General features: G+C 53.4%; 19 protein-coding genes and 1 riboswitch. Of the genes, 14 read left to right on the top strand and 5 right to left on the bottom strand.

Translation table 11 applies throughout. The features are described 5' to 3' along the window. Nucleotides 1–38: 38 nt before the first annotated feature. Entirely contained in the window at nucleotides 39–1,007 is a 969-nt protein-coding gene (locus AC0YNX_RS15245; RefSeq protein ID WP_475816770.1) for a FecCD family ABC transporter permease, read from the top strand. Then, on the top strand, nucleotides 1,004–2,020 hold the full coding sequence (locus AC0YNX_RS15240; RefSeq protein ID WP_475816529.1) for a FecCD family ABC transporter permease: 1,017 nt from the start codon (nucleotides 1,004–1,006) through the stop codon (nucleotides 2,018–2,020). The genes AC0YNX_RS15245 and AC0YNX_RS15240 overlap by 4 nt, the downstream gene beginning before the upstream one ends. 386 nt (nucleotides 2,021–2,406) lie before the next feature. Here the strand turns inward: AC0YNX_RS15240 and AC0YNX_RS15235 are convergent, their stop codons facing one another. The 3 genes from AC0YNX_RS15235 to AC0YNX_RS15225 are packed head-to-tail and all read right to left on the bottom strand — an operon-like array spanning nucleotide 2,407 to nucleotide 5,747. Then, on the bottom strand, nucleotides 2,407–3,714 hold the full coding sequence (locus AC0YNX_RS15235) for a 6-phospho-beta-glucosidase (protein WP_475816528.1): 1,308 nt from the start codon (nucleotides 3,712–3,714) through the stop codon (nucleotides 2,407–2,409). Between the two features lie 19 nt (nucleotides 3,715–3,733). Next, nucleotides 3,734–4,717, bottom strand: a complete 984-nt coding sequence (locus tag AC0YNX_RS15230) for an N-acetylglucosamine kinase (RefSeq protein ID WP_475816527.1) — start codon at nucleotides 4,715–4,717, stop codon at nucleotides 3,734–3,736. 7 nt (nucleotides 4,718–4,724) lie between these two features. Then, on the bottom strand, nucleotides 4,725–5,747 hold the full coding sequence (locus tag AC0YNX_RS15225; RefSeq protein WP_475816526.1) for a LacI family DNA-binding transcriptional regulator: 1,023 nt from the start codon (nucleotides 5,745–5,747) through the stop codon (nucleotides 4,725–4,727). Nucleotides 5,748–6,420: 673 nt separating this feature from the next. On the opposite strand from AC0YNX_RS15225, the gene AC0YNX_RS15220 reads away from it, so the two are divergent. The 6 genes from AC0YNX_RS15220 (at nucleotide 6,421) to AC0YNX_RS15195 (ending at nucleotide 13,478) form a co-directional block, all read left to right on the top strand. Continuing rightward, nucleotides 6,421–6,684 (top strand): zinc ribbon domain-containing protein, encoded by a 264-nt coding sequence (locus tag AC0YNX_RS15220; RefSeq protein ID WP_475816525.1) that lies wholly within the window; start codon nucleotides 6,421–6,423, stop codon nucleotides 6,682–6,684. A 156-nt stretch (nucleotides 6,685–6,840) separates the two neighbouring features. Next, nucleotides 6,841–8,100 (top strand): DUF445 domain-containing protein, encoded by a 1,260-nt coding sequence (locus AC0YNX_RS15215; RefSeq protein WP_475816524.1) that lies wholly within the window; start codon nucleotides 6,841–6,843, stop codon nucleotides 8,098–8,100. Nucleotides 8,101–8,290: 190 nt separating this feature from the next. Further along, a riboswitch (cyclic di-AMP (ydaO/yuaA leader) is annotated at nucleotides 8,291–8,497 on the top strand. Nucleotides 8,498–8,677: 180 nt separating this feature from the next. Then, nucleotides 8,678–11,014, top strand: coding sequence for a histidine kinase (locus AC0YNX_RS15210; protein ID WP_475816523.1), 2,337 nt, complete (start codon nucleotides 8,678–8,680; stop codon nucleotides 11,012–11,014). 166 nt (nucleotides 11,015–11,180) lie between these two features. Continuing rightward, the gene (locus AC0YNX_RS15205) at nucleotides 11,181–12,011 is read left to right on the top strand and encodes a basic amino acid ABC transporter substrate-binding protein (RefSeq protein ID WP_475816522.1); all 831 of its coding nucleotides are present in this window, start codon (nucleotides 11,181–11,183) and stop codon (nucleotides 12,009–12,011) included. Between the two features lie 82 nt (nucleotides 12,012–12,093). Then, complete coding sequence (locus AC0YNX_RS15200; protein WP_475816769.1) at nucleotides 12,094–12,750, top strand: amino acid ABC transporter permease; 657 nt, start codon at nucleotides 12,094–12,096, stop codon at nucleotides 12,748–12,750. A gap of 5 nt (nucleotides 12,751–12,755) precedes the next feature. Then, nucleotides 12,756–13,478 carry an amino acid ABC transporter ATP-binding protein gene (locus AC0YNX_RS15195; protein WP_475816768.1) on the top strand — a complete coding sequence of 241 codons (723 nt, stop codon included), beginning with the start codon at nucleotides 12,756–12,758 and terminating at the stop codon, nucleotides 13,476–13,478. 64 nt (nucleotides 13,479–13,542) lie between these two features. On the opposite strand, the gene AC0YNX_RS15190 is transcribed toward AC0YNX_RS15195, so the two are convergent. Then, nucleotides 13,543–14,994, bottom strand: a complete 1,452-nt coding sequence (locus AC0YNX_RS15190; RefSeq protein WP_475816521.1) for an aminotransferase-like domain-containing protein — start codon at nucleotides 14,992–14,994, stop codon at nucleotides 13,543–13,545. 112 nt (nucleotides 14,995–15,106) lie between these two features. Between AC0YNX_RS15190 and AC0YNX_RS15185 the strand changes: the two genes are divergently transcribed. Continuing rightward, a complete protein-coding gene (locus AC0YNX_RS15185) occupies nucleotides 15,107–16,057 on the top strand; it encodes a DMT family transporter (protein WP_475816520.1) in 951 nt (316 codons plus the stop codon). A 341-nt stretch (nucleotides 16,058–16,398) separates the two neighbouring features. On the opposite strand, the gene AC0YNX_RS15180 is transcribed toward AC0YNX_RS15185, so the two are convergent. Continuing rightward, nucleotides 16,399–17,631, bottom strand: coding sequence for an aminopeptidase (locus AC0YNX_RS15180; RefSeq protein WP_475816519.1), 1,233 nt, complete (start codon nucleotides 17,629–17,631; stop codon nucleotides 16,399–16,401). A 121-nt stretch (nucleotides 17,632–17,752) separates the two neighbouring features. Here AC0YNX_RS15180 and AC0YNX_RS15175 point away from each other — a divergent pair, with 121 nt between their 5' ends. The 5 genes from AC0YNX_RS15175 (at nucleotide 17,753) to AC0YNX_RS15155 (ending at nucleotide 24,943) form a co-directional block, all read left to right on the top strand. After that, entirely contained in the window at nucleotides 17,753–18,088 is a 336-nt protein-coding gene (locus AC0YNX_RS15175; RefSeq protein WP_475816518.1) for an MGMT family protein, read from the top strand. Nucleotides 18,089–18,115: 27 nt separating this feature from the next. Then, nucleotides 18,116–19,030, top strand: coding sequence for a DMT family transporter (locus AC0YNX_RS15170; RefSeq protein ID WP_475816517.1), 915 nt, complete (start codon nucleotides 18,116–18,118; stop codon nucleotides 19,028–19,030). Nucleotides 19,031–19,093: 63 nt separating this feature from the next. Then, nucleotides 19,094–20,836: an ABC transporter ATP-binding protein gene (locus AC0YNX_RS15165; protein WP_475816516.1), complete on the top strand. Its 1,743-nt coding sequence runs from the start codon at nucleotides 19,094–19,096 to the stop codon at nucleotides 20,834–20,836. 55 nt (nucleotides 20,837–20,891) lie between these two features. Next, nucleotides 20,892–22,682, top strand: a complete 1,791-nt coding sequence (locus AC0YNX_RS15160) for an ABC transporter ATP-binding protein (protein ID WP_475816515.1) — start codon at nucleotides 20,892–20,894, stop codon at nucleotides 22,680–22,682. 1,274 nt (nucleotides 22,683–23,956) lie between these two features. Next, nucleotides 23,957–24,943: a protein kinase family protein gene (locus AC0YNX_RS15155; RefSeq protein WP_475816514.1), complete on the top strand. Its 987-nt coding sequence runs from the start codon at nucleotides 23,957–23,959 to the stop codon at nucleotides 24,941–24,943. Nucleotides 24,944–24,947: the final 4 nt, after the last annotated feature.

Raw genomic sequence — 24,947 nt, 5'->3', positions numbered from 1 at the left:
AAATCAAACGTCCAAGTCTGGCGAATACAACCGCTAAGATGATTCTAGGCATTGCCGCGCTAGTCGCCATGTTTGCGGCGGCTATGCTCTTCGGCGCTGCGGATACATCGCTGAGCGATCTGTGGCATGTGTTCTTCTCGCAGCAGAAGAGCGATACGATTACGATGCTGCGCGAGATCCGGCTGCCTCGCGAGGTGGCGGGCATTCTCGTTGGCTCGGCGCTCGCTGTATCGGGTACGCTGATGCAGGGGCTGACCCGCAATCCGCTCGCTGACCCTGGCTTGCTCGGCTTAACGGCAGGCGCGAACTGCGCGCTTGCGCTGACAATAACGATGCTGCCGGGAACGGGGTATTTTGGCATCATGGTGGCGTGCTTCATCGGTGCTGCAGCAGGGACGGTTATTGTGCTAGGGCTTGGTGCGGTGAAGAAAGGCGGCCTGTCTCCGCTTCGGCTCGTGCTCGCAGGATCAGCGATATCAGCGTTTCTGTACGCGGTATCGGACGGCGCGGGATTGATTTTTAAAGTATCCAAAGATGTCACGATGTGGACCGCTGGCGGCTTGATCGGGACGACATGGGGGCAAATTCAAGCGATCTCGCCGTTCATTATTGGAGGCATCGTCATTGCGGTGCTGCTGTCTCGGCAGGTGACGATCCTGAGCCTCAATGAAGATGTTGCGGTCGGACTTGGGCTGCGGACGGTGTATGTGAAGATCATCCTGTACACGGTCCTTACACTGCTGGCAGGCGCTGCGGTTGCCCTCGTCGGCAATATGGCGTTCATCGGGCTCATGATCCCTCATATCGTACGCGCGATGTTCGGCATCGATTACCGCAAGGTGATTCCGATGTCCGCGATCTGGGGCGCCATCTTTATGCTGCTGGCGGATACGCTGGGGCGTACGATGAATGCGCCGTATGAGACGCCTGTGGTGGCGATTATTGCGACGATCGGTTTACCGTTCTTCCTGTTCATCGTACGTAAAGGAGTGAAGCTTACGTCATGATGCCCGGTTCAATGTCCCTCCTCGCTCGCAAACAGCGCATGGTTGTGGCTGTCTTACTTCTGTTCATTCTGCTCACGGTTGTCATCAGCTTAGGGCTGGGTGCTTCCTCGTTGTCTTATAATCGGCTGCTCCCGACGCTGCTTGGGAACGGCGACTTTAAAGAAGAGTTCGTACTGTATTCGCTGCGATTGCCGCGTATTCTGGTGACGCTGCTCTCCGGTATGGCGCTCGCGCTGTCCGGGGCGATTCTGCAAGGCATTACGCGCAATGATTTGGCTGACCCTGGCGTCGTGGGCATTAACTCAGGCGCCGGCTTCGCTATCGCGGTGTTCTTCTTGTACGTGCCGATAGATACGGGGTCGTTCGCTTATATGCTTCCTGCGGTCGGCTTTGCCGGAGCATTCTTGACGGCTGGCATTATCTATTTGTTCGCGTACAGCAAGCGGGAGGGGCTGCAGCCGGTCAAGCTCGTGCTTGTAGGCGTCGGTTTCTCGCTCGCTTTGTCGGGGGCGATGGTTGTTATCATCTCATCGGCGGACCGGATCAAAGTCGACTTCATTGCTAAGTGGCTTGCGGGCAATATATGGGGCACCGACTGGCCATTCTTCTGGGCGCTGCTTCCGTGGCTCGCATTGCTGATTCCGTATGCGATGTACAAGGCGAGCGCCATGAACTTGCTGGCGCTGAATGAATCGTCAGCGATCGGCTCGGGGCTCGCGGTCAATCGCGAGCGGATCGTGCTCTTGCTTGTAGCGGTCGCGCTCGCTTCAGCAGCCGTCTCGGTGACAGGCGGCATCGCCTTCGTTGGCCTGATGGCGCCGCATATCGCGAAGGCGCTGGTAGGCACGCGGCACCAATTGTTCGTGCCGGTGTCCATCCTCATGGGCGGCTGGCTGCTGCTGCTCGCCGACACGATTGGCCGCAACATCGCTGATCCAGCCGGTGTCCCGGCAGGGATCATGATCGCGTTCATCGGCGGGCCGTATTTCTTGTATTTGCTTCTGCGGAAGTAAGGAAAGCGGTGCGGGAAGTGCGAGGCGTGTGAGAGTAGTGGGAGTCTTGTGCGAAACTTGTGCGAGACAAGTGCGCGGAACGTGGGGCGGCTGAGCTGAGAGAACCTATATGTGCTCTCAGAGGCTGGCTGCTGCGGAATGGAAGCCTAGCGAACACATAGGTGCTCTCAGTAGCGAAATTGGCCGTAAAGGATATGATTACGAGGCTGAGAGAACGTATACGTTCTCTCAGCTTGCGATATGCGGTAAAAACAAAGCCGAGAGAGCATATATGCTCTCTCGGCTTTTTAATTCCACTACTCGATCCCGCCACCCTCATTCTGGAGAGTAAGGGGAACCTTTGCAAACTGGACCAAAGGATGCGTAGTTATTGATGTTAGCGAGCCCTACCCTTGCGGGAAGAATTGCGGCAAGTAGTCGCGGTTCGCCTCGAGCATCTCATCCAGAAGCTTAATGGCAGTACCTACATTCGGGACGAGCGGGTGGTGGACCATCGCTTGCAGCGCGATGCCGCGGTCACCGGTTACGGCAGCGTCAATCGTCAGCTGCTCGTACGTTTTCACTGCATGGATGAGCCCCTTTACATGCTCTGGCACGTTCGTAAGCGGCAACGGCAGAGGGCCATTCTTCGTGACGACGCAATTCACTTCGATGGATGCGTCCTTCGGCAGGAAGTCTAGCGTGCCGTTGTTCGCCACATTAAGTGTTTGAATGTCATTGGTGCCATTGTACAGCGAGCGCATTAAGTTCACCGCAGCCTCTGAGTAGAACGCGCCGCCGCGCTGCTCTAGCTGCTTCGGTTTCTCGCTCAGCTCTGGATCGCTATATAGCTGGAACAGCTCGTCTTCGACGCGCTTCACCACCGCAGCGCGATTGCCGTCACGCGCGAAGGACTCTTGCTGCTCGGCAAGCATTTCATTCGTCATATAGAAATACTTCAAATAATACGAGGGCAGCGCGCCGAGCGAGCGGAGGAAGGCGGCATCCCAGCCCTGCGACGGCACATTCTTGCCGCTGAAGCCTTCCGTATTGCCAAGCAGCTCCGGAAGCTTCGACTCTCCATCAATATCAACTCGCGTTATCCAGTGCAGATGATTAAGTCCGACGAACTCCGTATAGATGCGATCAGGGGCAACTTCATACGCGCCTTTCAGCCATTTTTGCAATCCGATTGGAGAATTGCACAGCCCCACGCTGCGCACGTTCGAATGCTTATGAATCGCCTCCGTCACGATGCCCGCCGGGTTCGTGAAGTTCAGCAGCCACGCTTCCGGTGCGAGCTCCTCAATATCGCGGCAAATATCGAGCAGCACTGGAATCGTCCGCAGCGCCTTCATCATGCCGCCGGGACCGGTCGTTTCTTGCCCGATGACGCCATATTTCAGCGGAATGGACTCGTCGCGGCCGCGTGCTTCCAGCATGCCGACACGCATCTGCGTGCTGACGAAATTAGCGCCTTGAATCGCCAAGCGGCGGTCCGTCGTCAGATGCACCTCGATTGGTAGTCCCGAGCGCTCGACCATTCTACGGGCCAAATTGCCGACAATGTTCAGCTTGTGAAGCCCAGCTTCAATGTCCACCAACCATAGCTCGCGAACAGGCAACTCATGATGATACTGGATAAACCCTTCCACCAATTCCGGCGTGTAGGAGGAGCCTCCACCGATTACAACTACTTTTAATCCGTTTGCCACAACCACTCACATCCCTTTCTTAAACCGTTATATGATCAAAATCCCCCAGAGCACGCATATGCGCATACACGTCCTCGTTAATCGTCAATCCGTCTTCTTCCATCGCTGCCCATACGGCCCCGAAGACCGGGTCAACCGTTAGCGTTACAATTCGAGCGCTCGGCGCAGCCTCAAGGACAATCTGCTCCAATGCACCTCGAATCCAACCGCCGCGGTCGCCGCGTGTCACCAGACTGCCTGTCAGCACGACGTCGAACGCGTCGCCGCCCATCCCTAGCCGCCGTGCAACAGCTGCAGCAGATTTTCCAAGCTCTTCGCCTTGGCGCTGCAGAATCGCAATCGCCACTGCATCGCCCGCCGCCGCCGCTTCGAACAGCAGCTTCGCTACATCTACAGGCACGTTCTTATCGTGGTCGAGATAATCGTTGTACATATCCTCCACGCTCGAATAATCGAGCTTTGCCAGCAGCAGTTCTGTCAGCAGTGTCGGCTGCTCGCGACCGTCCCAGGCGCGGATGACCGAGCGGAACACTTCCACATTCAAAGCGCCGCCTCCGCCAAAATCGCCATACATATAGCTGAAGCCGCCAACCTGCAGCTGCTCTCCAGCCTTATTCCGGCCGGCACAGTTCGTGCCCGTGCCGCATATAACGGAGATGCCGTAAGCGCGGTCCGTTCCTGCGCGTAGGCCGATGATCGTATCGCATGTGATCGAGAAGCGCGGGAATCCGATCGCGCTCACAATTGGGCGCAGGATGCGGAAGTCCGTTTCGCGATCAGCGCCGGCAAGGCCGAAGTAAGCATGCGCTACATCTGCATGCTGTATGCCTGCTTGCTGCAGCGCCTCGGCAGTCGCTTCCGCCAAGTGGCGTGCCGCTTCTGCAGCATCAATCTGATGATTGCCGTTGCCGCTGACTCCTTTGCCGAGCACATGGCCGTGCTCGTCGGTAACCAGCGCATGCGTCTTGCTGCCGCCGGCGTCAATGCCAATATAATAAGCCATTGTAAGCTCACTCCTTCTCTTTTTGCACCGTCTCCACAGCAGCTGTTCTCGTCGATTGCCGTATAATGAGCTCGGGTTCGATACGGACGCTGGCTGCGCGCTTCAATGAGCCGTCGATCCGCTTGAGCAGCATCTCAGCTGCAGAGGCGGCGATACGATCAGCGGGCTGGCGCACCGTCGTTAGAAAAGGCCGCAGCCGCGAAGCGATAACCTGGTCATCGTAGCCGACAACCGCCACTTCCTCTGGCACGCGGATGCCTGCCTCCAGGAACGCATTCGTCACGCCAACGGCGATCGTATCATCTCCGGCGAACACCGCATCAGGCAGCTGCTTCGCATCAATCCAGCGCCGCGCCGTCCTATAGCCATACTCCGTCTCGTAATCGCCGCTTGCAAGTTCGAAAGGCGTTAGCCCGGCTTCATTAAGCGCCTGCAAAAAGCCGCTGCGGCGCTCTTTCGTGCTGCGGAACAGCTCGCTTCCGCTCAGATGGGCGATGGACTGGGCGCCGAGCTTCGCAAGCAGCTGTCCAGCGAGATAACCGCCTTTGATATTGTCGATCGTCACGGAGTAAGCGTCATTCTCCGCATTCTGGTTATCGATGAGCACATATGGAATGTTCCGCCGTTTGAGCTCGACGATATAACGGTCTTCCTCTACAGGAGAGAGCAGAATGAGCCCGTCGACACGGTCTTCCTGAATGAGATAGTGGCTCTCACCCTCTGCAAGCTGTCCTTTCGTAACCGCGACAGCAAGAAAATAACCATGCTGGGCTAGGAGTTCATTTAGCTCGCTAACAATCGCATCGAAGAACGAGTCCTGCAGCGTCGTCAACACGAGACCGATAATGCCGGTCTTGCCGCGAGCGAGGCTGCGTGCGGCTGCGCTCGGGCGATAATCAAGTTCCTTCATTGCATCCAGCACCCGCTGTCGGTTCTTCTCCCGCACTGTTCCTGCACCGTTCAAGACACGGGATACGGTCACGACGGAGAGGCCTGATCTCTTCGCGACATCAAATATGCTTACTTTCATATCCAATCAAGCTCCTATGTCAAAAGTTAAAGCGGTTAAACTTTAATGTTGCAAACAACTACTTTGTTAATACCGTAAACCTTTCATATCAAAAGTTAAACCGCTTTAACTTTTGATTGCTTAACAACTATTGTAGATGACGCTTGCCAATTGCGCAATCGCTTTCTTGCACAACCCACCTCTCGTGAAGTGAGAGAGGGAAAGGCCGCTCTCGGGAGCAGCGAAGTGGGAAAACCCCCACTCAGTGTGCGAAAGCAGTCATGTAGGCGGTGCGGTTAAGCTGGTGATGAGAGAGGAAAAACCCGCTCTCGGGAGCTGGAAAAGCGGATATCTGGTGTTGAGAGAGGGAAAAGCCTCTTTCAGAGTGCGGAAGCGGTCGTATAGGCGAGTAAGCTGGTGATGAGAGAGGAAAAACCCGCTCTCGGCAGCTGAAAAAGCGGATATCGTGTGTTGAGAGAGGGAAAAGCCGCTCTCGGGAACTGGAAAAGCGGAAATCGGGTGTTGAGAGAGGTAATAGCCTCTTTCAGAGTGCGGAAGCGGTGCTTCAGCCGCTGAGAGCACACATAGGTTCTCTCGCGCTCGCCGCCTTGCTGTCAGCGCCGCTCCCATGTACATGCTCCGCAATATTGCATATAATTAACCCATCATTATCCAGAAGGAGCGTGCGCCAACTGTGAGCGTAAGCTACAAGAACTGCCAGAGCTGCGGGATGCCGATCGCGAAGGGCGATAAGAACGGGACAGAAGCGGACGGAGCGAAGAGCCTCAAGTTTTGCATCCATTGCTACGCGGGCGGCCGGTTCACAATACCTGATATGAAGGCTGAGCAAATGCAGGAATTCGTCAAAGGGAAGATGGTCAGCATGGGCTTTCCGAAGTTTCTGACAGGTTTCTTCACCAGAGGCATTCCGAAGCTCGAGCGATGGAAGAGCCATTAATCATACTGATGTGCTAGGAAGGGACAGGCTCGCAAGGCCTGTCTCTCTTTCCGCATAAACCTGCCTTTCTTTTCTCATGAATAGGCATGGATTTTGAACTGATTCACATGTAGTGGTATGGTGTAAGTAGCAATCATAGAAGGAGCCTGAACGATTATGGCCAACGAATCGAGAAAAAATAAACAACTTGCAAATATATCGCTCGGCATCATGGCGGCTGGCTTCGCAGCAACGATTCCGTTCAAGGACGGCGCGCTCGGGCTGCTTCATGTCGGCTTTGAAGCGGGCGTCATCGGCGGCCTGGCGGACTGGTTCGCCGTAACGGCGCTATTCCGCCATCCGCTTGGCATCCCGATTCCGCACACGGCGCTGCTGCCGCGCAACCGGAAGAAGATGTCGGACGGCATCGTCCGCGTCCTGGAAGACCGGCTGCTCGCCAAGGAGAGCATGATCGAGAAGCTGAACCAGCTCGATCTCGCCGAGCAACTGCTCCCACCACTTCGTAATGCGCTGCAATCGGCGGTGTACAGTGAGCGGCTGCCGCAGCTGCTCGAGAGCGCGCTGCGCAGCATCCCGGCCGACAAGGTCGTACCGCTGCTGTCGGGCGAGATTCGCTCTGCCGCTGCGCGCATCGACCTTGAAGCATTGCTGCGCAGCTTCCTGCACCGTGCCGCCGAGAATGGCACCGACGAGCGGCTGCTCGATCTGCTGCTCGAGCGCGCCGAAGCGTGGGCCGGAACAGAAGGCATGCGCCGTGAGCTGGGCAATTCTGCGATGCAGCTTGTGAAAGGACTCAATCTCGGCGGCCTCATGCAGTTTGCCGTTAACGCCTTTATTGGTTACTTAGATGAAGACCGGCTCGGTACGATGCTGCAGTCGTTCATCTTGAACAAGATCCATGAGTTGAAGGTGCCGGATACGCAGCGCCGTAACGCCATCATGCAGCATCTGCACAGTGGCCTCGAAATGCTGATCACTCGCTTGTCCGAGACCGGTCAGCTGGATCAGCTTCGCGATGAGCTGCTGAATGCTTTTGACTTGGAAGGCGAACTGGCGCGTCTCTTCGAATCGCTTCGTGAGAAAGGCATTGCTTTCGTACATGATGAATCGTTCGCAGACCGGACATGGCCGCTGCTGTCGCAGCTTGCGGACCGTTTTGAAGCGAATCGCGAGCTTGTGGCCGATGCAGAGGGCTGGCTGAAAGGCCAGATCGTGCACCTGATAGAACGCAATCACGCGAGAATCGGGTCATTCGTGCAAGAGAACCTCGACCGGCTCGACAACGACCAGCTCGTTGAGCTAATCGAAGATAAAGTCGGCCAGGATTTGCAATGGATTCGCGTCAATGGCGCGGTTTGCGGCTTCCTGATCGGACTTGTGCTGAAGTCGATTGAGCTGATTGTCGGCGCATTTTGAAGTAACGCCCTCCATTCCCCTGTCAAATATCAGCTATTTGCAAGAAACGGCGATATAGTGAGTTAGGCAGAGGATACTGGAGCAGCGCTTTGTTGTAAGCGCTATAACCACCTAACTTGGCAGGAAACGAGAGTGCATTCTCTTCCGTATTCCTTTACAAAGAGAGGCTGGGGGCGTAACATGAAGCAAGTTAAAAGAAACGCTGAATTTCTTGTCTTAAGAAATCGGGGGAACCACTAGTAATGACAAGCGCATGGTGAAGCAATTTTGCCAGTCGCAGTCATTGGGGTGAATCTTGAAGAAAGCCAGGCCGCTTGCGGCTTTGTAGCTCTTCAGGTAGGGCGACTCTCACGCCCGAATCCGGCAGCTAACCTCGTAAGCGTAATCGAGAGAGGCGACGAATGATCGTGCATATAGACACTTTTAAGATATATTTGTGCCTAGAAGCCGCGAGAGGCGTTCCTCTTTTTTAAAGAGGCATATCCCCCCGTACAGGCTTCTTTTTTGTGCAAATAAAGCAATAAGCTTGCGAAGTTTAGGAAAGTTTATAGGTGTAGGAAGGAAGGCGAAGTTTGTTATGGCTGGTTACCGCCGTAAAACCCCTGAAGAATTGCTATTATCCATCTCCAAAATCCATCGTGGACGTCTGAAAGTGTACATTGGTGCTGTTAGCGGTTCTGGCAAAACCTATCACATGCTGCGCGAAGGCCAATCGCTGAAGCAGCAAGGGATTGAGGTTGCCGTCTGTGCGGTGTCGACGATGCGTCGTCCGGAAACGGTCGAGCAGCTCGCGGATTTGGAGCGGATCCCAAGCATTCATTGGTATAAAGGCGATGAAGAGAAGAAGGATCTTAATCTTGACGCAATTCTCGAACGCAATCCGGAAGTGCTGCTCGTTGACGGGCTAGCGCATGAGAATCGGCCGGATGCGAAGTTCAAGACACGTCTTGAAGATATTACGTTCCTGCTCAGCCATGGCATTAGCATCATAACGACTGTCAATGTGTACGAACTCGACGGGGTCACGGAACTTGCTCAGAAGCTGACTGGCATAGAGGCGGAATGCACCGTCTCGGCCGATGCGCTTGAGCTTGCCGACGAGGTACGCCTCATTGACGTGTCGCCGGAGACGATTTTGAACCGCCTGAATGAAGGCCTGTGCAATATTAAAGGCCCAGGCTTGCTGAAGCGAGGCAATCTCGGTAAGCTTCGCGAGCTATCGCTGCGGCTGATGGCGGAAGGCGTCAACGAATCGCTTGAGAAATACCGCGAGGAGCAGGGCTTTATCGGTCCATCCGGTGCGGCAGAGCGGATTCTGGTCGCTGCGCAGTATCACTGGAACGGCTCGATCTACATCCGCCGCGGTCAGCAAATTGCGAAGCGGCTTGGCGGTGACCTGCAGGTCGTCGTTTTCTCCGATTCCAGCCAAGAACCCACGAAGGAACGCGAAGCGTTCAAACGGTCTATCTTGAAGCTGACGGAGAAAGTGGACGCGGGCTTCCGCGAAATTTCGGTCGGCAGCCGCAGGCAAGTTCCGCCTGCGCTCATTAAATATGCGATGCTCATTAATGCGACACGCATCGTTATGGGGCATTCGAAGCAGACGAGAGCTCAGGAATTCTGGCAAGGCTCCATCGCTGGTTCCGTATTGAAGCAGGTGCGGAACATTGACCTGTTCTTTATGGCGGATCGCGCTGAGCATGAAGGCGAGCGCGTATTGCCGGCGAAGCGTTCGGCGCCGCAGCAGTCTTCGCATTCGGAGCCATACCGCAGACTTAGCGCGCAAGAGGTCGAGAAGAAGATCGAGCGCATTCGCCGTGGAACGTTCAAGGTATACATCGGCGCGGCTCCTGGCGCGGGCAAGTCGTATATGATGCTGCGCGAGGGCAATGACCTGCTGCGCAGAGGCATCGATGTTGTCATCGGCCTTATGGAGGCGCATGACCGCGCGGAGACGCTGCAGCAGGCAGGCAAGCTCGAGATCGTACCGCGTAAAGTGATTGACGCGGAGAAGGGCATTACCGAGATGGATGTCGACGCGATTATTGCACGCAATCCTGAAGTTGTTCTGATCGATGAGCTTCCGCATACGAATGCGGTTGGCAGTCGCAATGCGAAGCGCTATGAAGATATGCAGCAGATTCTTGATGCAGGTATTTCTGTAATCGCAACGCTGAACGTGCAGCATCTCGAAAGCTTGAAGGATGCGGTCGAGCAAATTACCGGAACGACGATTGCGGAGACTGTGCCGGACAGCATCTTGCGCCTAGCGGACGAGGTCGAGCTAATCGACGTCACGCCGATTACGCTGCAGCAGCGGATGCGGGATGGCCTTATTTATAAGAAGGATGACGTCGAGCAAGCGATGACAGGCTTGTTCAAGACAGGTAATCTCATTGCACTGCGCGAGCTTGCGCTGCGTGAAATTGCCGATGACGTCGATGAACGTTTGGAATCGTGGGAACGAAACGGCTCGCTTCGGGGACCTTGGCGCCGCCAGGAGTCGATCTTCATTGCCGTGACCATAGGGGAAACAGCAGAACGACTGATCCGCCGCGGCTTCCGGATTGCGCATCGCCTGAAAGCGGCGTGGCATGTCCACTTCGTGCAGACGAGCGGCGAGCGTGGTCCTGCAGTTGATAAGCGGATCGAGGCGCTGCAGGAGCTGACAGCAAGACTCGGCGGTACGTTCGAGGTGGAGCAAGCGGCTTCCAAGAACGCCGTACCGAGCGCGCTGCTGGCAAAAGCGAACGAGCTGAAGAGCACCCAGATCGTGCTTGGCCAATCGCGAAGAAGCGTCTTGAACAAGATGATGCACCGACCTGTTGTGGAGACCGTGCTGCGTGAAGGACGTCATATGGATGTACTCGTCGTGGCGGATTTTAATCCGAATATCGCGCTTGGTGAAGAATAGAACCATCGTGGAATGGCAATCATTTCACCAAGTGCGCTGCACGGACGTGGCTAGCGGAGTGGTAAAATGTGAGAATACTTCACTTGTTTAAAAATTTAAATTGAAACAGTGCCTATTTCTTGATAAAATCTTCATTAGTTTAGCAATCAGCATAGGGGGCTTCTATATGAAGAAGTGGTTGGTGTCAGCAATCATTACATTAATGGCTGTAGTAATCGTAACAGGCTGCGGTGCAAAGAATAATGCAAACACAGGTAACGAAGCAGGCGGCAACGCAAGCAGCAACGCAGGCGATACAAAAACATACAAGTTTGCGACAGATGCAAGCTATGCACCGATGGAATTCATGGATAAGGACGAGTTGAAAGGTTTCGACATCGAGTTCCTGGACGCGGTTATGAAACAAGCTGGTCTGAAGTATGAAGTAACGAACACAGGCTGGGATGCAATGCTTGAGAGCGTTAAGCAAGGTACAGAATACCAAGGCGGCGTATCCAGCGTATCAATCACAGACGATCGTAAACAAACGTATGACTATTCGATGCCGTACTTCGAATCGCGCAACGTGATTCTGGTTAAAGATGGCAGCGACATCAAGAGCGCAACGGACTTGAAGGGCAAGAAAGTTGCCGTTCAAACAGGTACGACAGCTGATATTCTCATGACGAAGATCATGGGTAATGGCGACACGAACTTGAAGAAGTTCGACAGCAATGCTGTAGCGCTGTTGGAGCTTGACCAAGGCGGCGCGGACGCGGTCGTTGCGGACATTGCAATTGTTAGATACTACATTCAAACAAACCCGGACAAGAAGTATATCAGCATCGAAGACAACACGAACTTCGCTCCGGAATACTACGGTCTTCTCTTCCCTAAAGGCAGCGACCTGGCAGCGAAAGTTGATCCTGCAATTAAAGCCATTATTGAAAACGGCAAATATGCAGAAATTTATAAGAAATGGTTCGGCGAAGAGCCAAACACAGATAACTTGAAGTAATCGATTTGCGGAGGCATGCGTAAAACGCATGCCTTTTTGGTTGATCATTACCATTCCATTTGGATTGAAAGGACGGGCAGGGATGGATTTTAAGTTTGATATTATTTGGGGTTATTTGCCCCTGTTCTGGAAAGGGACGTTATACACGATCCTGATTTCCCTTTCAGGCGTCGTGCTAGGCTCAATCTTGGGTCTGTTCGTCGGCTTTGGCAAAATGTCGCGCCGCTGGTATTTACGCTGGCCGATGCAGTCGTATATTAACTTCTTCCGCGGAACTCCGCTGCTTGTTCAGATCTTCATTGTGCACTTTGGTTTGATGCCGCTCCTGATCGGGAAGACGAACTCGATCGCTGCGGCGATTACCGCGCTGACCTTGAATGCGGCAGCTTACACGGCAGAGATTTATCGCGCCGGCATTCAGTCGATTGACAAAGGTCAGAGCGAAGCGGCTCACTCCCTTGGGATGACACACTTCCAAACGATGCGTTTTATCATCCTGCCGCAAGCCATTAGACGTATGATTCCGGCATTCGGCAACGAATTTATCGTGCTTGTGAAGGACTCGTCCTTGACTGCTTTGATTACAGCACCTGAAATTATGTACTGGGCCGGCGTTATGAAAGGCCAGTATATTCGAATTTGGGAGCCGTACTTGACGGCAGCGTTCATTTATTTCATCCTTACTTATTCCTTGAGCAAACTGCTTAATTGGATAGAAAGGAAGGCTAATCGCCAATGAGTACGATGATTGAAATTAAAGGCTTGTCGAAAGCGTTTGGCAGCAATGTCGTATTGAAAAATATCAATGCTACCGTTAGCAGCCAAGAGGTTGTCGTCGTCATCGGCCCATCCGGATCGGGCAAATCGACTTTCCTGCGCTGCATTAATTTGCTCGAAACCCCGACTGGCGGCGAGATTATTATCGAAGGTCAGTCGCTGATGGATAAGAAGACGAGCATCGCGAGCATTCGCGCCGACGTCGGCATGGTGTTCCAGCAGTTTAATCTGTTCCCTCACTTGACGGTGCTCGATAACATTACGCTGGCGCCGATTCAAATTCGTAAGCTGCCGGTAGCGAAGGCGCGCGAGAAAGCGTTGGAGCTTCTGAAGAAGGTCGGCCTGTCCGACAAAGCTAACATGTATCCGCCGTCACTCTCCGGCGGACAGCAGCAGCGCGTTGCGATTGCCCGCGCGCTTGCGATGGAGCCGAAGATCATGTTGTTCGATGAACCGACATCGGCGCTTGACCCTGAGATGGTCGGCGAGGTGCTCGCGGTTATGAAGCAGTTGGCGAAGGAAGGTATGACGATGGTTGTCGTCACCCACGAAATGGGCTTCGCCCGCGAAGTTGGCGACCGCGTCATCTTCATGGAGTCAGGCTATATCGTGGAAGAAGGACCGCCGAATCAAATCTTCGAGCGTCCGCAGCAGGAGCGTACGAAGTCGTTCTTGTCGAAGGTACTATAACAGTTGAACAAAGCCCCAATCCGAGTGTGGATTGGGGCTTTGTTGTCTGCACGCGTGGTCAAATTTAAACCCGTATTCGAACGAGCCGCTGAATCCCTTCTCTAAGCTGCGATTCGTTAATGAAGCAGTAGCTGATGCGGATGAAATTGTTCATTTCCGCAAGTGGATCACAGATAACACCGGGGACAAAAGATACGGACTGCCGCAAGCTCTCCGTGAGCAGTTCCTGCACAGGCAGCGACGGGGGGAGCTTGATCCATAGATTCAACCCGCCCTCTGGTTGAACCCATTCCCAGTCGGAAGCGGCGGATAACTCCTGTTCCACGATATCTCTGCGTATTTGCAAAGCGATTCGCAGCTTGGTGATATGCAGCTGCATGCGCTCGGACTGGAAGTAGTGCAGAAATATTTTCTGATTGAGCAGTGACGTTCCGTTATCCGCCAGCGATTTGGCGATTAAGAGCGGTTCTATGACTGATTTGCGGCCAATGACCGCACAGATACGCAAACCAGGGGCGATATATTTGCTAAAGCTGCGTAAGTAGACCACCCAGCCATCCGTATCGTAAGCAAACATCGGCCGCGGAGGAGGCTCATGGAAGTACATCTCGCGAAACGCATCATCCTCAATAATCAGGCAGCGATATTCGGCCGCTAGTTCCACAAGCTTCTTCCGCTGATTCGCGGGAACCGTATAGCCGGTCGGATTATGGAAAGTAGGATTCGTATAGAAGAAGCGAGGCTTATGCCGCTTCATCAACAACTCCACCTGATCGAGATCATAACCGCTCGGTCCAATGTCGATAGCGAATATCCGTGCTCCTTGATTGCGGAAGATATCCAGCGCGGCGCTGTAGGTCGGCCTTTCGACCAGAATCGGGTCCATCGGTCTGATGAACACCCTGGCGAGGAGATCAATGGCTTGCTGGGCGCCGGATGTGATGACGATTTCACTTGCAGCGAGCGGGATCATAAGCGACTCTGCAAGGTAACCGCTAAGGTAATCCCGCAATTCCTCGTCGCCTGGAACAGGACCGTAAGTCCCCATCACTTTCGGATATTTATCGAAAACTTGCTTCACATGCTCGGATAGGAATAAATTCGGCAGCAAATTCGGATCAATCAATGCTTGCGCGAGCTGAAAGGTGACAGGGATTTGCTGAACGTCAAATAATTCATTTCGCAAATGGGAGTGAGCCGGGATGGGCTGGTTAGCGGCGGGTAATTCCGGCAACTCACGGGCGGCATGTGGCGACAGAGAGGGAGATGTCGGTGATGCTGGAGATACATAGTACCCCGACTTGTCCTTCACATATACGTTCCCATTTTGCTTCAACATCTGATAAGAGCGAAACACAGTTAGCCTGTGAACTTGCAGATCAAGGGCGAGCGATCGGATAGAGGGCAGCTTCTCATGCGCTTGCCATTCGCCGCGTTCAATCCGGCCTATGATGTGCTCGTACACTTGCTGAAACAGTAAAGGTCCATCTTTTCGCTGTGGCACGATGGTCTTCATCCCTCGCCCTCCTTTTTCTCTATTATAGCCCAATGCACGTCAGATCTGTTCTGTTTACATCCATCTGTTCTGTTTGAAGTGGGTTATGCTAGCTAGGAAAAGGGGGATGACTATGATTGTCGTCGGTTATTTGCTTGTTTGCCTGATCTTCGGTACGACTTTTCTAGCGATTAAAGTAGGGATGGATGCCGCAGCGCCTCCGTTCTTCTCTGCGGGCATGCGTTTCTTCATTGCGGGTTTGCTTCTGTTTCTATGGAGCGTATGGAGGGGAAAAGCGAGCTTCAAGCTGCTCATGCGCAAGGAGATGCTGATCAACGGGGCACTGCTAACGTTCGGGACCTTCTCCACCTTGTATTGGGCAGAGCAATATGTAACTTCAGGCATGGCGGCTATATTGTCTGCGACAGGACCGCTTATGATCATGCTGCTGCAAGTTGCCGTTCTGAAACAGCGAAGCTCGCGACGTTCCGTCTACGGATGTCTGATCGGATTCACGGGTGTTATCATGCTCGTGCTTCCGGGTGCCAGCATTTCGGCGGGGATGCTCGCCATCATTGGATGTATTGCGATTCTCGTGGGGGAACTCTCGTATTCCTCGGGAGCTCTCTACGCCCAGAATGTCATTCAGCGCCTTCGGGACAGCTCGCCAATCGCACTAAACGCGGTTCAAATGATTTACGGTGGATTGCTGCTGCTTGTACTATCGGGGTTAACGGAGCATGTTCATGCGGATGTGATATTCACGAAGGAGGCTATCGGTTCGCTATTCTACCTTACCGTTGTCGGTTCCATGATTGGTCACAGCTTGTTCTACTGGCTTGTCTCCAAAACTAATCCGGTATTCCCGTCGACATGGCTGTACGTTTCTCCTCCGATTGCGCTTCTCGTTGGCGTGCTGTTCTATCAGGAGACGTTCACTTGGGTGATGGGACTTGGCGTCGCGACGATTATTACGGGAACCGTTATTGTTAATTGGGATAGTTTGAAGAAGCTGGACCGCGTGGGGAAGCAGGGGAAGAAGGCAAAGGAGATGGAGGAGCGGTTTGCCATGGAGCATCACTGAAGACCTCTTCATTCTACGATGTTACGCCGAGCGATTGAAGATAGCGCCGCTACCACTGCCACCTTCAATACCGCCGTTAAGGAATCGTAGACAGACACTTTATTTGCCCTTTCTCCAGGGTTTCTAAGTTCTAAGGAACCCTAGAGGCTCTATTTGGTGCAATAATGCTCATTTCCACCGCAAAACCATCAAATAGCGTGAATGGAGTTCCTTACGATTTCTAACGTGCGATTTCCGAGGAAGTAAGCTCACTACGATTCATTAGCCGCTGAGGCTGACGAAGGATCGCCAAATAAAAAGGACATGCGAGCAACCGAAGTTGCCCGTATGTCCCTCTTTCATTAGAACGCCCAGTTGCCGTCACGGAAGACCGGCTCGTATGTACCGTCCGAACGCTCGCCGTCGATGTTCAGCTCAGCGGAGCCGATCATGAAGTCAACGTGAACAAGGCTGTTGTTCAGACCGTTCGCCATTTGCTCTTCTTCGTTCATCGCTTTGCCGCCTTCGATGCAGAACGCGTACGCTTTGCCGATTGCAAGGTGGCACGATGCGTTCTCGTCGAACAGCGTGTTGTAGAAGATGAGGTTCGTATCCGAGATCGGGGAACGGTGCGGCACAAGCGCAACCTCGCCCAAGTATGCAGCGCCTTCGTCCGTGTCGACGAGGTTCTTCAGCACTTCAAGTCCTTCTTCCGCTTGTACGTCAACGATTTGGCCGTCTTTGAACGTGAGGGAGAAGTCCTTGATCAGGTTGCCGCCATAGCTAAGCGGCTTCGTGCTTGCAACAGTGCCATTCACGCCGCCCTTCAGCGGAGCTGTGAACACTTCTTCTGTCGGCATGTTCGCAACGAAGATATCGCCCTTCGCGTTCTCGCTGCCTGCGCTGATCCAGATGTGGCCTGGCGCGAGCTCGATGGTAAGGTCAGTTCCCGGACCCGTGTAGCGCAGCTTGCGGAACTTCTTCTCGTTCAGATGCGATGCTTTCGTATCCAGCACCTCGATATGCTGCTTCCAAGCTGCAACCGGATCTTCTTCGTTCATGCGCGTAGCAGCGAAGATCGCATCCCACATCGTGTCCTCACGCTTCTCAGGAGCTACATCAGGGAATACCTTCGCGCTCCAATCCGGCGAAGGAACGGCAACGATCGACCAGCTTACTTTGTCGGACATTGTGTAGCTTCTCCAGGTTTTCAGCGCCATGCCGGCAGCCTTGTTCGCATTCGCGATACGCTCCGGCTTAATGCCCTTGAGCAAATCCGGGTTAGGGGCAATGATGTTGAGGAATGCCGCATTGTCAGCAGCCATGTCCTCCCAGCCTTTAGCACGCCACATTGGATATTCAGTAAAAGTTTCATCGGGTGCAAGCTCATACTTCGTGCGAGTGACTGCATCGTCGTTCCACTCTACGTGTACGTTCTTCGCGCCGATCTCGTAAGCTTTCTTCACGACAAGGCGCACGAACGGTGCGGATGCGAGAGAAGTGGAGATAACAAGGGTTTGACCAGGCTGTACGTTAACGCCAACCTGTACGGCGAGAGCGGCATAGCGCTCGAGTTTTTCTTCGAAAGTAGCCAATTGGTTCACTCCTATAGGACAGAATAAGTTTATTTTAACATACATCCCATGCAATTCCCTAAAAGGGGAACTAAGGTGTATAATTGATGCTCAGCGAAAAGCGAAGATGAGGTGACACACGTTGACAGCGCTTCAACCGTTTACCGAGCGAGTCATAGCCGTCATTCGGAGCATCCCGAACGGCAGCGTCATGACGTATGGCCAAATTGCGGAGCAAGCTGGTAGTCCCAGAGCCGCAAGACAGGTCGTTCGCATTCTGCATTCGCTCAGCGAGAAGCATAATCTGCCCTGGCACCGCGTCATTAACGCCAAGGGCGAGATCGCAATCGGGAATGACGAAGGCCGATTCATGCAGCGTTATTTGCTCGAAGAGGAAGGCGTATACGTCAATCCTGCAGGCTTCATTGATTTAGAGCAGTATCGACATGAGCCACCAGCCATCGGAACGCCCGAATGATTAAGGATTCAAGAAAGAAGGATTAGCTTGCCTAGACTTATCTATGCCGCGCTTGTGGGACTTAGTCTCATTTGGGGCGGTTCGTTTTATTTTATCAAAATGTTACTGCATGACTTCGGTCCGTGGTCCATCGCGTTTCTGCGCTCGGGCTTTGGCCTTTTCGTTGTCTTGGTCATTATGGCCGTGTTTAAGAAACCTTTCGGATTTCGCGCGATTCCGTGGGTAGCGATGTTCATCATGGCGCTCATTAACACCGCCGTGCCATGGACATTGATTGGCTTCAGCGAGCAGCGGCTGACGAGCAGCCTGGCATCGATTCTGAATGCAACGACGCCGGTATGGACAATCGTGGTCGGCATTGCGTTCTTTGGCAACAAGTCGAACCGGATGCAGTGGATTGGTCTTGCGACAGCTACGATTGGCGTGGTCGTGTTGCTCGGCATCCGACCGGGAACGCTCCTATCCTTCGATGGAATGGGTCTTATTGGTATGCTGAGTGCGACGCTTGCCTACGCGGTCGGCTCACAGCTGTCCAAACGATTGTCGCTCCGCGGACTGACGATGTATCAAATAACATATGGCACGCTGCTGAGCAGTACGGCGGTAAGCGGGATTTTTGCATTTTCTACCGAATCTATAACATGGGCGCATCTGACTTCGGTGGATAATATTCCGATGTACCTTAGTCTCGGTATGCTCGGCTCGGGCTTCGCCTACATCTTGTTCTACTATATGGTGGAGAAAGGAAGCGCCGAGTTCGCTTCAATGGTGACTTACTTGGTCCCATGTACCGCATTAATCTGGGGCTCTACGCTGCTTGGCGAGCCGATTAAATGGAATATGCTCGTTGGGCTCGTTATCATTCTCGGAGGCGTCTTCATTGCAAGCCGAAAACCGAGAACAGGCGATGTGTTTAAGCCGCAAGAAGCACGGTCAAGCTAGATAAGTGAGGGTTGTAGGCAGTCAGGATTTGAAAGCAAGACACAAGATCGAGGAGGGAATGTGTTGTCTTTCGTATCACGGCTTAAATGGTTTTTCAAAGAAAGATGGTTGTATTATGCGGTGGCGATAAGTCTCATGACAATCGTGAGCCTGCTGCAGACTGTCCCGCCCAAAATGATTGGTAACACCATTGACCGCATCCGCAGCGGGAACCTGACGGCATCGCAATTAAGCAGTACAGTGCTGCTCTTGCTGGGCTTATCCTTGTTATTATATGTGCTCGTCTATATCTGGATAACCACGCTGTACGGCAATTCCGTACTCATCGAGAAGCTGCTGCGCGGAAGATTTCTGACGCATCTCACACGGATGACGCCGTCGTTCTTCCAGCGGAACAATACCGGGCAGCTGATGGCGCTTGCGACCAATGATATTCTCGCGATCGGCAACACCGCTGGTTACGGGGTCATGACACTCGTGAACACGCTTGTCGGCGCTTCTGTTGTTATCATTACGATGATTTCCTTAATTGATTATAAGCTGATGATTGCCGCACTCCTTCCGCTGCCGCTCCTCGCCGTCGTAATTAGCAAGCTCGGCAAGCGTGTTCGGACTCGATTCCTTGCGGCACAGGATGCGTTCGGTACGATGAACAATCACGCGCTGGAGTCCATCTCAGGCATTCGCGTTATCCGCTCGTATGTACAGGAACGGCATGACTTGACTGCGTTCGATAGTGTCACGACCGATGTTCTGGAGCGGAACCGGGAAGTATCGAGTCTGAATGCGTTGTTCCAGCCGCTCATTTCTATTATTGTAGGGGTCAGTTATACGATCGGTATCGGTTACGGCTCATACCTGGTGTTTCACAAAGAGATCACGCTTGGACAGTTAATCTCGTTTAATATTTATTTAGGGATGTTAATATGGCCGATGATTTCCTTTGGCGAGTTTATTAATGTGCTTCAACGTGGCAACGCTTCCGCGGATCGGCTGCAAGCCGCGTTCGATGAGGAACCGGATCTTGCGGATTCGGCGAAGCCCGTTGCTGTAGCGCGGCCTGAACGGATTGAGATGAAAGGACTGACGTTCACCTATCCGGCAGCAAACCAGTCGAGTCTTAGGGATGTTACGTTCCACCTGGAACGTGGGCAGACACTAGGCATTGTCGGTCGGACAGGAAGCGGGAAGAGTACGCTGCTGAAACAGCTGCTTAGACAGTATCAGGTAGAACCGGAGCGGCTGTTTATTTCAGGCGTCCCTGTTGAACAGATCGCGATTGATCTTGTGAAGAGCTGGATCGGTTACGTGCCGCAGGAGCATCTGCTATTGTCGAAGTCGATCCGAGACAACATCGCGCTGGGCAAGCCTGCTGCCTCTGATGAAGAAATTCGAAAAGCGGTAGAGATGGCCTCGTTCACCTCGGACATCGCGGGCATGCCGGAAGGGCTCGAGACCGTTGTCGGCGAGAACGGCGTTATGCTATCAGGCGGACAGAAGCAGCGTCTTGCGATTGCGCGGGCACTATTGATTGATTCGGAGATCTTGATGCTGGATGATTCGTTGTCGGCAGTGGATGCGCGGACGGAAAGTGCGATTCTGCATCATATCAGGCAGAATCGAGCGGGTAAGACGACGTTAATCTCGACGCACCGGCTGTCTGCGGTCAGCCATGCGGATTGGATTATCGTGCTTGATGAAGGGCGAATTATTGAAGAAGGCACGCACGAGGAGCTCATGTTCTTCGGCGGGTGGTATAAGCAGCAGTGGGATCGGCAGCAGATGGAAGCGAGCTTGGAAGAGTAGTGCAAGAATGCTGGAATGCAGGAATGCAGGATAAATGAAAATCCAGGAGGTAGCTATGAACCAATCGACGACGAGACGGCTGCTTGGCTACGCGCTCGTCTACAAGTACCGGATTATTGCGGCGCTGCTCATCCTATGCTGCGCGGTCGGCGCTGAGCTTGGCGGACCTTTTATAACGAAGACGATCATCGATAAGCATCTCTCGCTCAAGGAGAACGATTTGCCGGCTGTGCTGCGTTTGCTGGGGCTATACCTCGGGCTGCTGATTACGGCAGGTATCTGCAACTTTACACAATCTTATCTGCTGCAAGTCACCGCGCTGCGGATTATTAAGAACATGCGGATGGACTTGATGCGCCACATTGGACGGATACCGCTGCGGTATTTTGACAATACGCCGATTGGGCAGGTCGTATCTCGGATTGCGAACGATACGGAGGCTGTGCGCGATCTGTTCATGAGCTTCATGGCGACGTTCGTGGTGAGCGTTGTGCAGCTGACGGGGATATTCACAGCGCTATTCATCCTCGATGCGCGGCTGGCGATGTTCGCACTCTTGCTGCCGCCGTTGTTCGCGATTATCATGTATATCCACTTGAAGTATTCAAAAATCTTCATCACGATCATGCGAGCACGTCTAAGCGATATGAATGCCATGATCAATGAGTCGATCGTCGTCATGCCGATCATTCAGGCGTTCCGGCGCGAGAAGATAACGTTGGATGAGTTCGAAGTGTTGAACGAGGATCGTTACGTGAATCAAGTGAAGCAGTTCCGCGTATTCTCGTTGTCCTCGCGGAATATCGTCGGTACCATCGGCAGCTTGGTGACTGCCGGCGTTGTGTGGTATTTCGGCGGTCAGTCGCTTCAGACGGGGATTGAGTTCGGCGTATTCTATGCTTTTATTGATTATTTGGGACGGGTTTTCTTACCGATTATCGGCATCTTCGATCAGCTGACGAATGCTCAGCGGGCTTTCGTCTCTGCGGAGAAGGTGTTCGCGATTATGGATCTGGAAGGCTCGGAAGTGGAGGATGCTTCAAGCGAGAACCGTCCGGAGGGCGTCGTGAAGTTCGATGGCGTTACGTTCGCGTACAAGGAAGGCGAGAACGTGCTGAAGAACATTTCGTTCGAGGCGCGCAAAGGAGAGACGGTGGCGCTGGTCGGCCATACCGGCTCGGGCAAAAGCTCCATCATGAACCTGCTGCTCGGCTTCTATGAGCCGCAGCATGGGGAGATTTCCATTGACGGCCGCGATATTCGCGGCTTGTCGAAGCAGGCGCTGCGCAAGCACATGGGCATCGTGCTGCAGGATCCGTTCTTGTTCGCAGGCGACATTAAATTCAATGTCAGCCTATACAATAAGGACATTACGCTTGAGCGCGTGAAGAGCGCGCTGCGTGATGTCGGCGCAGCTTCTTTCATCGAGCAGCTGCCTGGCGGCTACGATGAGCCGGTTGTGGAGCGCGGCAACACGCTGTCGAGCGGACAGCGGCAGCTTATATCGTTTGCGAGGGCGCTGGCGTTCGACCCGAGCATTCTTATCCTCGATGAGGCGACGGCGAGCATCGACAGCGAGACGGAAGGCCTCATCCAGCAAGCGCTGAAAGTCGTCAGCGAAGGCCGGACGACGCTCGTCATCGCGCATCGGCTCTCGACAATTCGCGAAGCCGATCAAATTCTCGTCCTGCACCGCGGCGAGATCGTCGAGCGCGGCAACCACCGCGAGCTAATGGCGCTGCAAGGGCGGTACTATAAGATGTACCAGCTGCAGACCGGCGAGGGTCATGCAGCTGCTGCACCTGGCAGCGGCGCGGTTACTGCGTCGGCCGGGCCGACGGTGTAGAGAGTGGGAGAGCAACGGGGAAAGCCGTTGCTCTTTTTTTTTGTTCGCCGCCGAGTTAGTGGCGGCGGTCGGGGGAGTAGCAGGTACCCTACATTGGTGGAATAGCGGCCGGAAAGTAGGAAGAGGAGTAGCAGGTACCCTACATTGATGGAATTGTGGTGGGAAAGTAGAAAGAGGAGTAGCAGGTACCCCTCTTAGGTGAAATAGCGGTGGGAAAGTAGGAAGAGGGGTAGCAGGTACCCTACATAGGTGGAAATGCGGCGGAAAAGTAGAAAGAGGGGTAGCAGGTACACTACATAGACGGATGCAGGGGATTTGGGGAAAGTAGCTGGTTTAGTGAACTACATTGACGGAATTCCGGGCGAAATGGAGAAAGAAGCTGGTTTGGTGGACTACATAGGAGTAAATATGGGTGAGCTGGTGTGATGTAGCTGGTTTAGTGGACAACATAGGCGTAAATTCGGGCGAGATGGAGAAAGAAAGCGCTTTGGTGGACCACATATGGAAGTCCCGAAAGTGGCAGGCGGGTTCGCAGTAACTTACAAGTAGGATGAATCTTTAAAAGTAACCAAAAGGTAGTCGCAGGTACCTCACCGTGACTGAAATGCATCAAAATTGGACCAAGAGTATCCCCCAGGGATACACAATGGTAGGAATGGAGCGAGATTGGACGAAGAGTATCCCCCAGGGATACACATTGGTGGGAATGCAGCGAGATTGGACGAAGAGTATCCCCTAGGGATACACATTGGTGGGAATGGAGCGAGATTGGACGAAGAGTATCCCCCAGGGATACACATTAGTGGGAATGGAGTGAGATTGGATTAAGATTATCCCCCAGGGATAAACATTGGCTGAAACGGAGCGACATTGGAGCATCGGCGACGGGTAATCGATAGAGTGAGAGTGAGTCGCCCAGCGAAGCGGGCATATCACAGATATGCCATGCTACTTAGGTCTTCTACTCGCCAGCTGCCTAATTAATGGCAGCTGTCCTCTGCAAGCGGAGGTTTTGCCGCTCGCTTGAAAAAAGGGATGCGTAAGCGCAGCGCCGAACGTTTCGAATGAGAGTGACTTTGGTACGAAGTACCACCGGAACGATCATCGAAATGTACGGAACGAAGCGAAGTCATCCCGTTCTTTCAGTGATGGAACGAAGCGAAGTCATCCCTTTAATAAGCGAGACGGCACCTATAAAACCGGAGCTACTTGGTAGATTTTCATGTAAAATAGAATCATTGGATGAAGTTTCCTCATTGGGAGGGGGGCTTGGAATGAAGGATCTTATATTGCCGGATGGCACGCTGGATGCGAGCCGAATATGGCGCAGAGAAACGTTATACACAGGGATGAATGGCAAAAGCGTAGAGAGATTCTATCTTTCGCCGGAGCACACCGTCATCTATAAACCGCTCACGAATGAAAGCCAGCTCGGGCAGGAGGGCTGGGTGTATGAGCATATTTTGCAGGGTATGGATTTTCCGCCGATCTATCCGCAGCTGCTTGCAGCTTCCGGGACGGCTGCGGGCGAGCAAAGCTGGCAGCTGTTCGAAGACCTAGGTGCGCTTACGCACATTTTCGAGGAGGAAGCCGCGCTTGAGTTAATCGACCATATCGCTTGGTGGCACGCGCTGCCTGTCCAACACCTCAGTGAGCAGCCGCTGCTTGGCCCCAAGCCATATATCGAAAATATTGCTGAGCAGGTGCTGAGCAGACGCGCGGAACTGACAGAAATACTAGCGACTAGATTCGCAGAGAAGCCGCCGCAATCCGTGATTGAACAATTGTACACGCTTACTCGCAACAGCTCGCTGATAACCTTCTGGGCGCGAGACGCGCTTTCTCATGGCGATCTGCATCTAGGTAACTACGCTCGTGTACAAGGCATCGTCCGCGTACTCGACTGGGAGCATGCTCATCTGAACAGCCGCTATTGGGACCTGTATCACGTCATTGATTTATCACATCCAGATTTTCCGAAAAAGATGAGCATCCCGGTACGCGAACGATTACTAGATCGCTACCTGGAGCAGTCAGTTGAACACGGAACGCAGCAGCTAAGCGCGCAAAATTTCAAGCAAGGCTACTATTTATTCACTGCATTATTCTCTCTATGGATGCTACTGCTAATCGCCGGAGATCTGAAGCGGCTAGCAGGTGTTGATGGCAAATGGACAATTCGGCAGCTCGAGGCGCAGCTAGAGGAAACGATGGACAGCTTCACGCAGGTGTGTGTTCAATTACTCAGCGAACAGGAGTGAGTTA

The organism is Paenibacillus sp. J31R98 (assembly GCF_056269245.1).
The sequence above is the reverse complement of the archived record's forward strand: the minus strand, read 5'-3'. Positions and strand labels throughout refer to the sequence as shown.

Coding starts and splice junctions, on each gene's coding strand:
- AC0YNX_RS15205 (WP_475816522.1), top strand. CDS start 11,181: ATGAAGAAGTGGTTGGTGTCAGCAATCATTACATTAATGGCTGTAGTA.
- AC0YNX_RS15230 (WP_475816527.1), bottom strand. CDS start 4,717: ATGGCTTATTATATTGGCATTGACGCCGGCGGCAGCAAGACGCATGCG.
- AC0YNX_RS15155 (WP_475816514.1), top strand. CDS start 23,957: ATGAAGGATCTTATATTGCCGGATGGCACGCTGGATGCGAGCCGAATA.
- AC0YNX_RS15210 (WP_475816523.1), top strand. CDS start 8,678: ATGGCTGGTTACCGCCGTAAAACCCCTGAAGAATTGCTATTATCCATC.
- AC0YNX_RS15245 (WP_475816770.1), top strand. CDS start 39: ATGATTCTAGGCATTGCCGCGCTAGTCGCCATGTTTGCGGCGGCTATG.
- AC0YNX_RS15160 (WP_475816515.1), top strand. CDS start 20,892: ATGAACCAATCGACGACGAGACGGCTGCTTGGCTACGCGCTCGTCTAC.
- AC0YNX_RS15200 (WP_475816769.1), top strand. CDS start 12,094: ATGGATTTTAAGTTTGATATTATTTGGGGTTATTTGCCCCTGTTCTGG.
- AC0YNX_RS15190 (WP_475816521.1), bottom strand. CDS start 14,994: ATGAAGACCATCGTGCCACAGCGAAAAGATGGACCTTTACTGTTTCAG.
- AC0YNX_RS15195 (WP_475816768.1), top strand. CDS start 12,756: ATGATTGAAATTAAAGGCTTGTCGAAAGCGTTTGGCAGCAATGTCGTA.
- AC0YNX_RS15225 (WP_475816526.1), bottom strand. CDS start 5,747: ATGAAAGTAAGCATATTTGATGTCGCGAAGAGATCAGGCCTCTCCGTC.
- AC0YNX_RS15185 (WP_475816520.1), top strand. CDS start 15,107: ATGATTGTCGTCGGTTATTTGCTTGTTTGCCTGATCTTCGGTACGACT.
- AC0YNX_RS15240 (WP_475816529.1), top strand. CDS start 1,004: ATGATGCCCGGTTCAATGTCCCTCCTCGCTCGCAAACAGCGCATGGTT.
- AC0YNX_RS15215 (WP_475816524.1), top strand. CDS start 6,841: ATGGCCAACGAATCGAGAAAAAATAAACAACTTGCAAATATATCGCTC.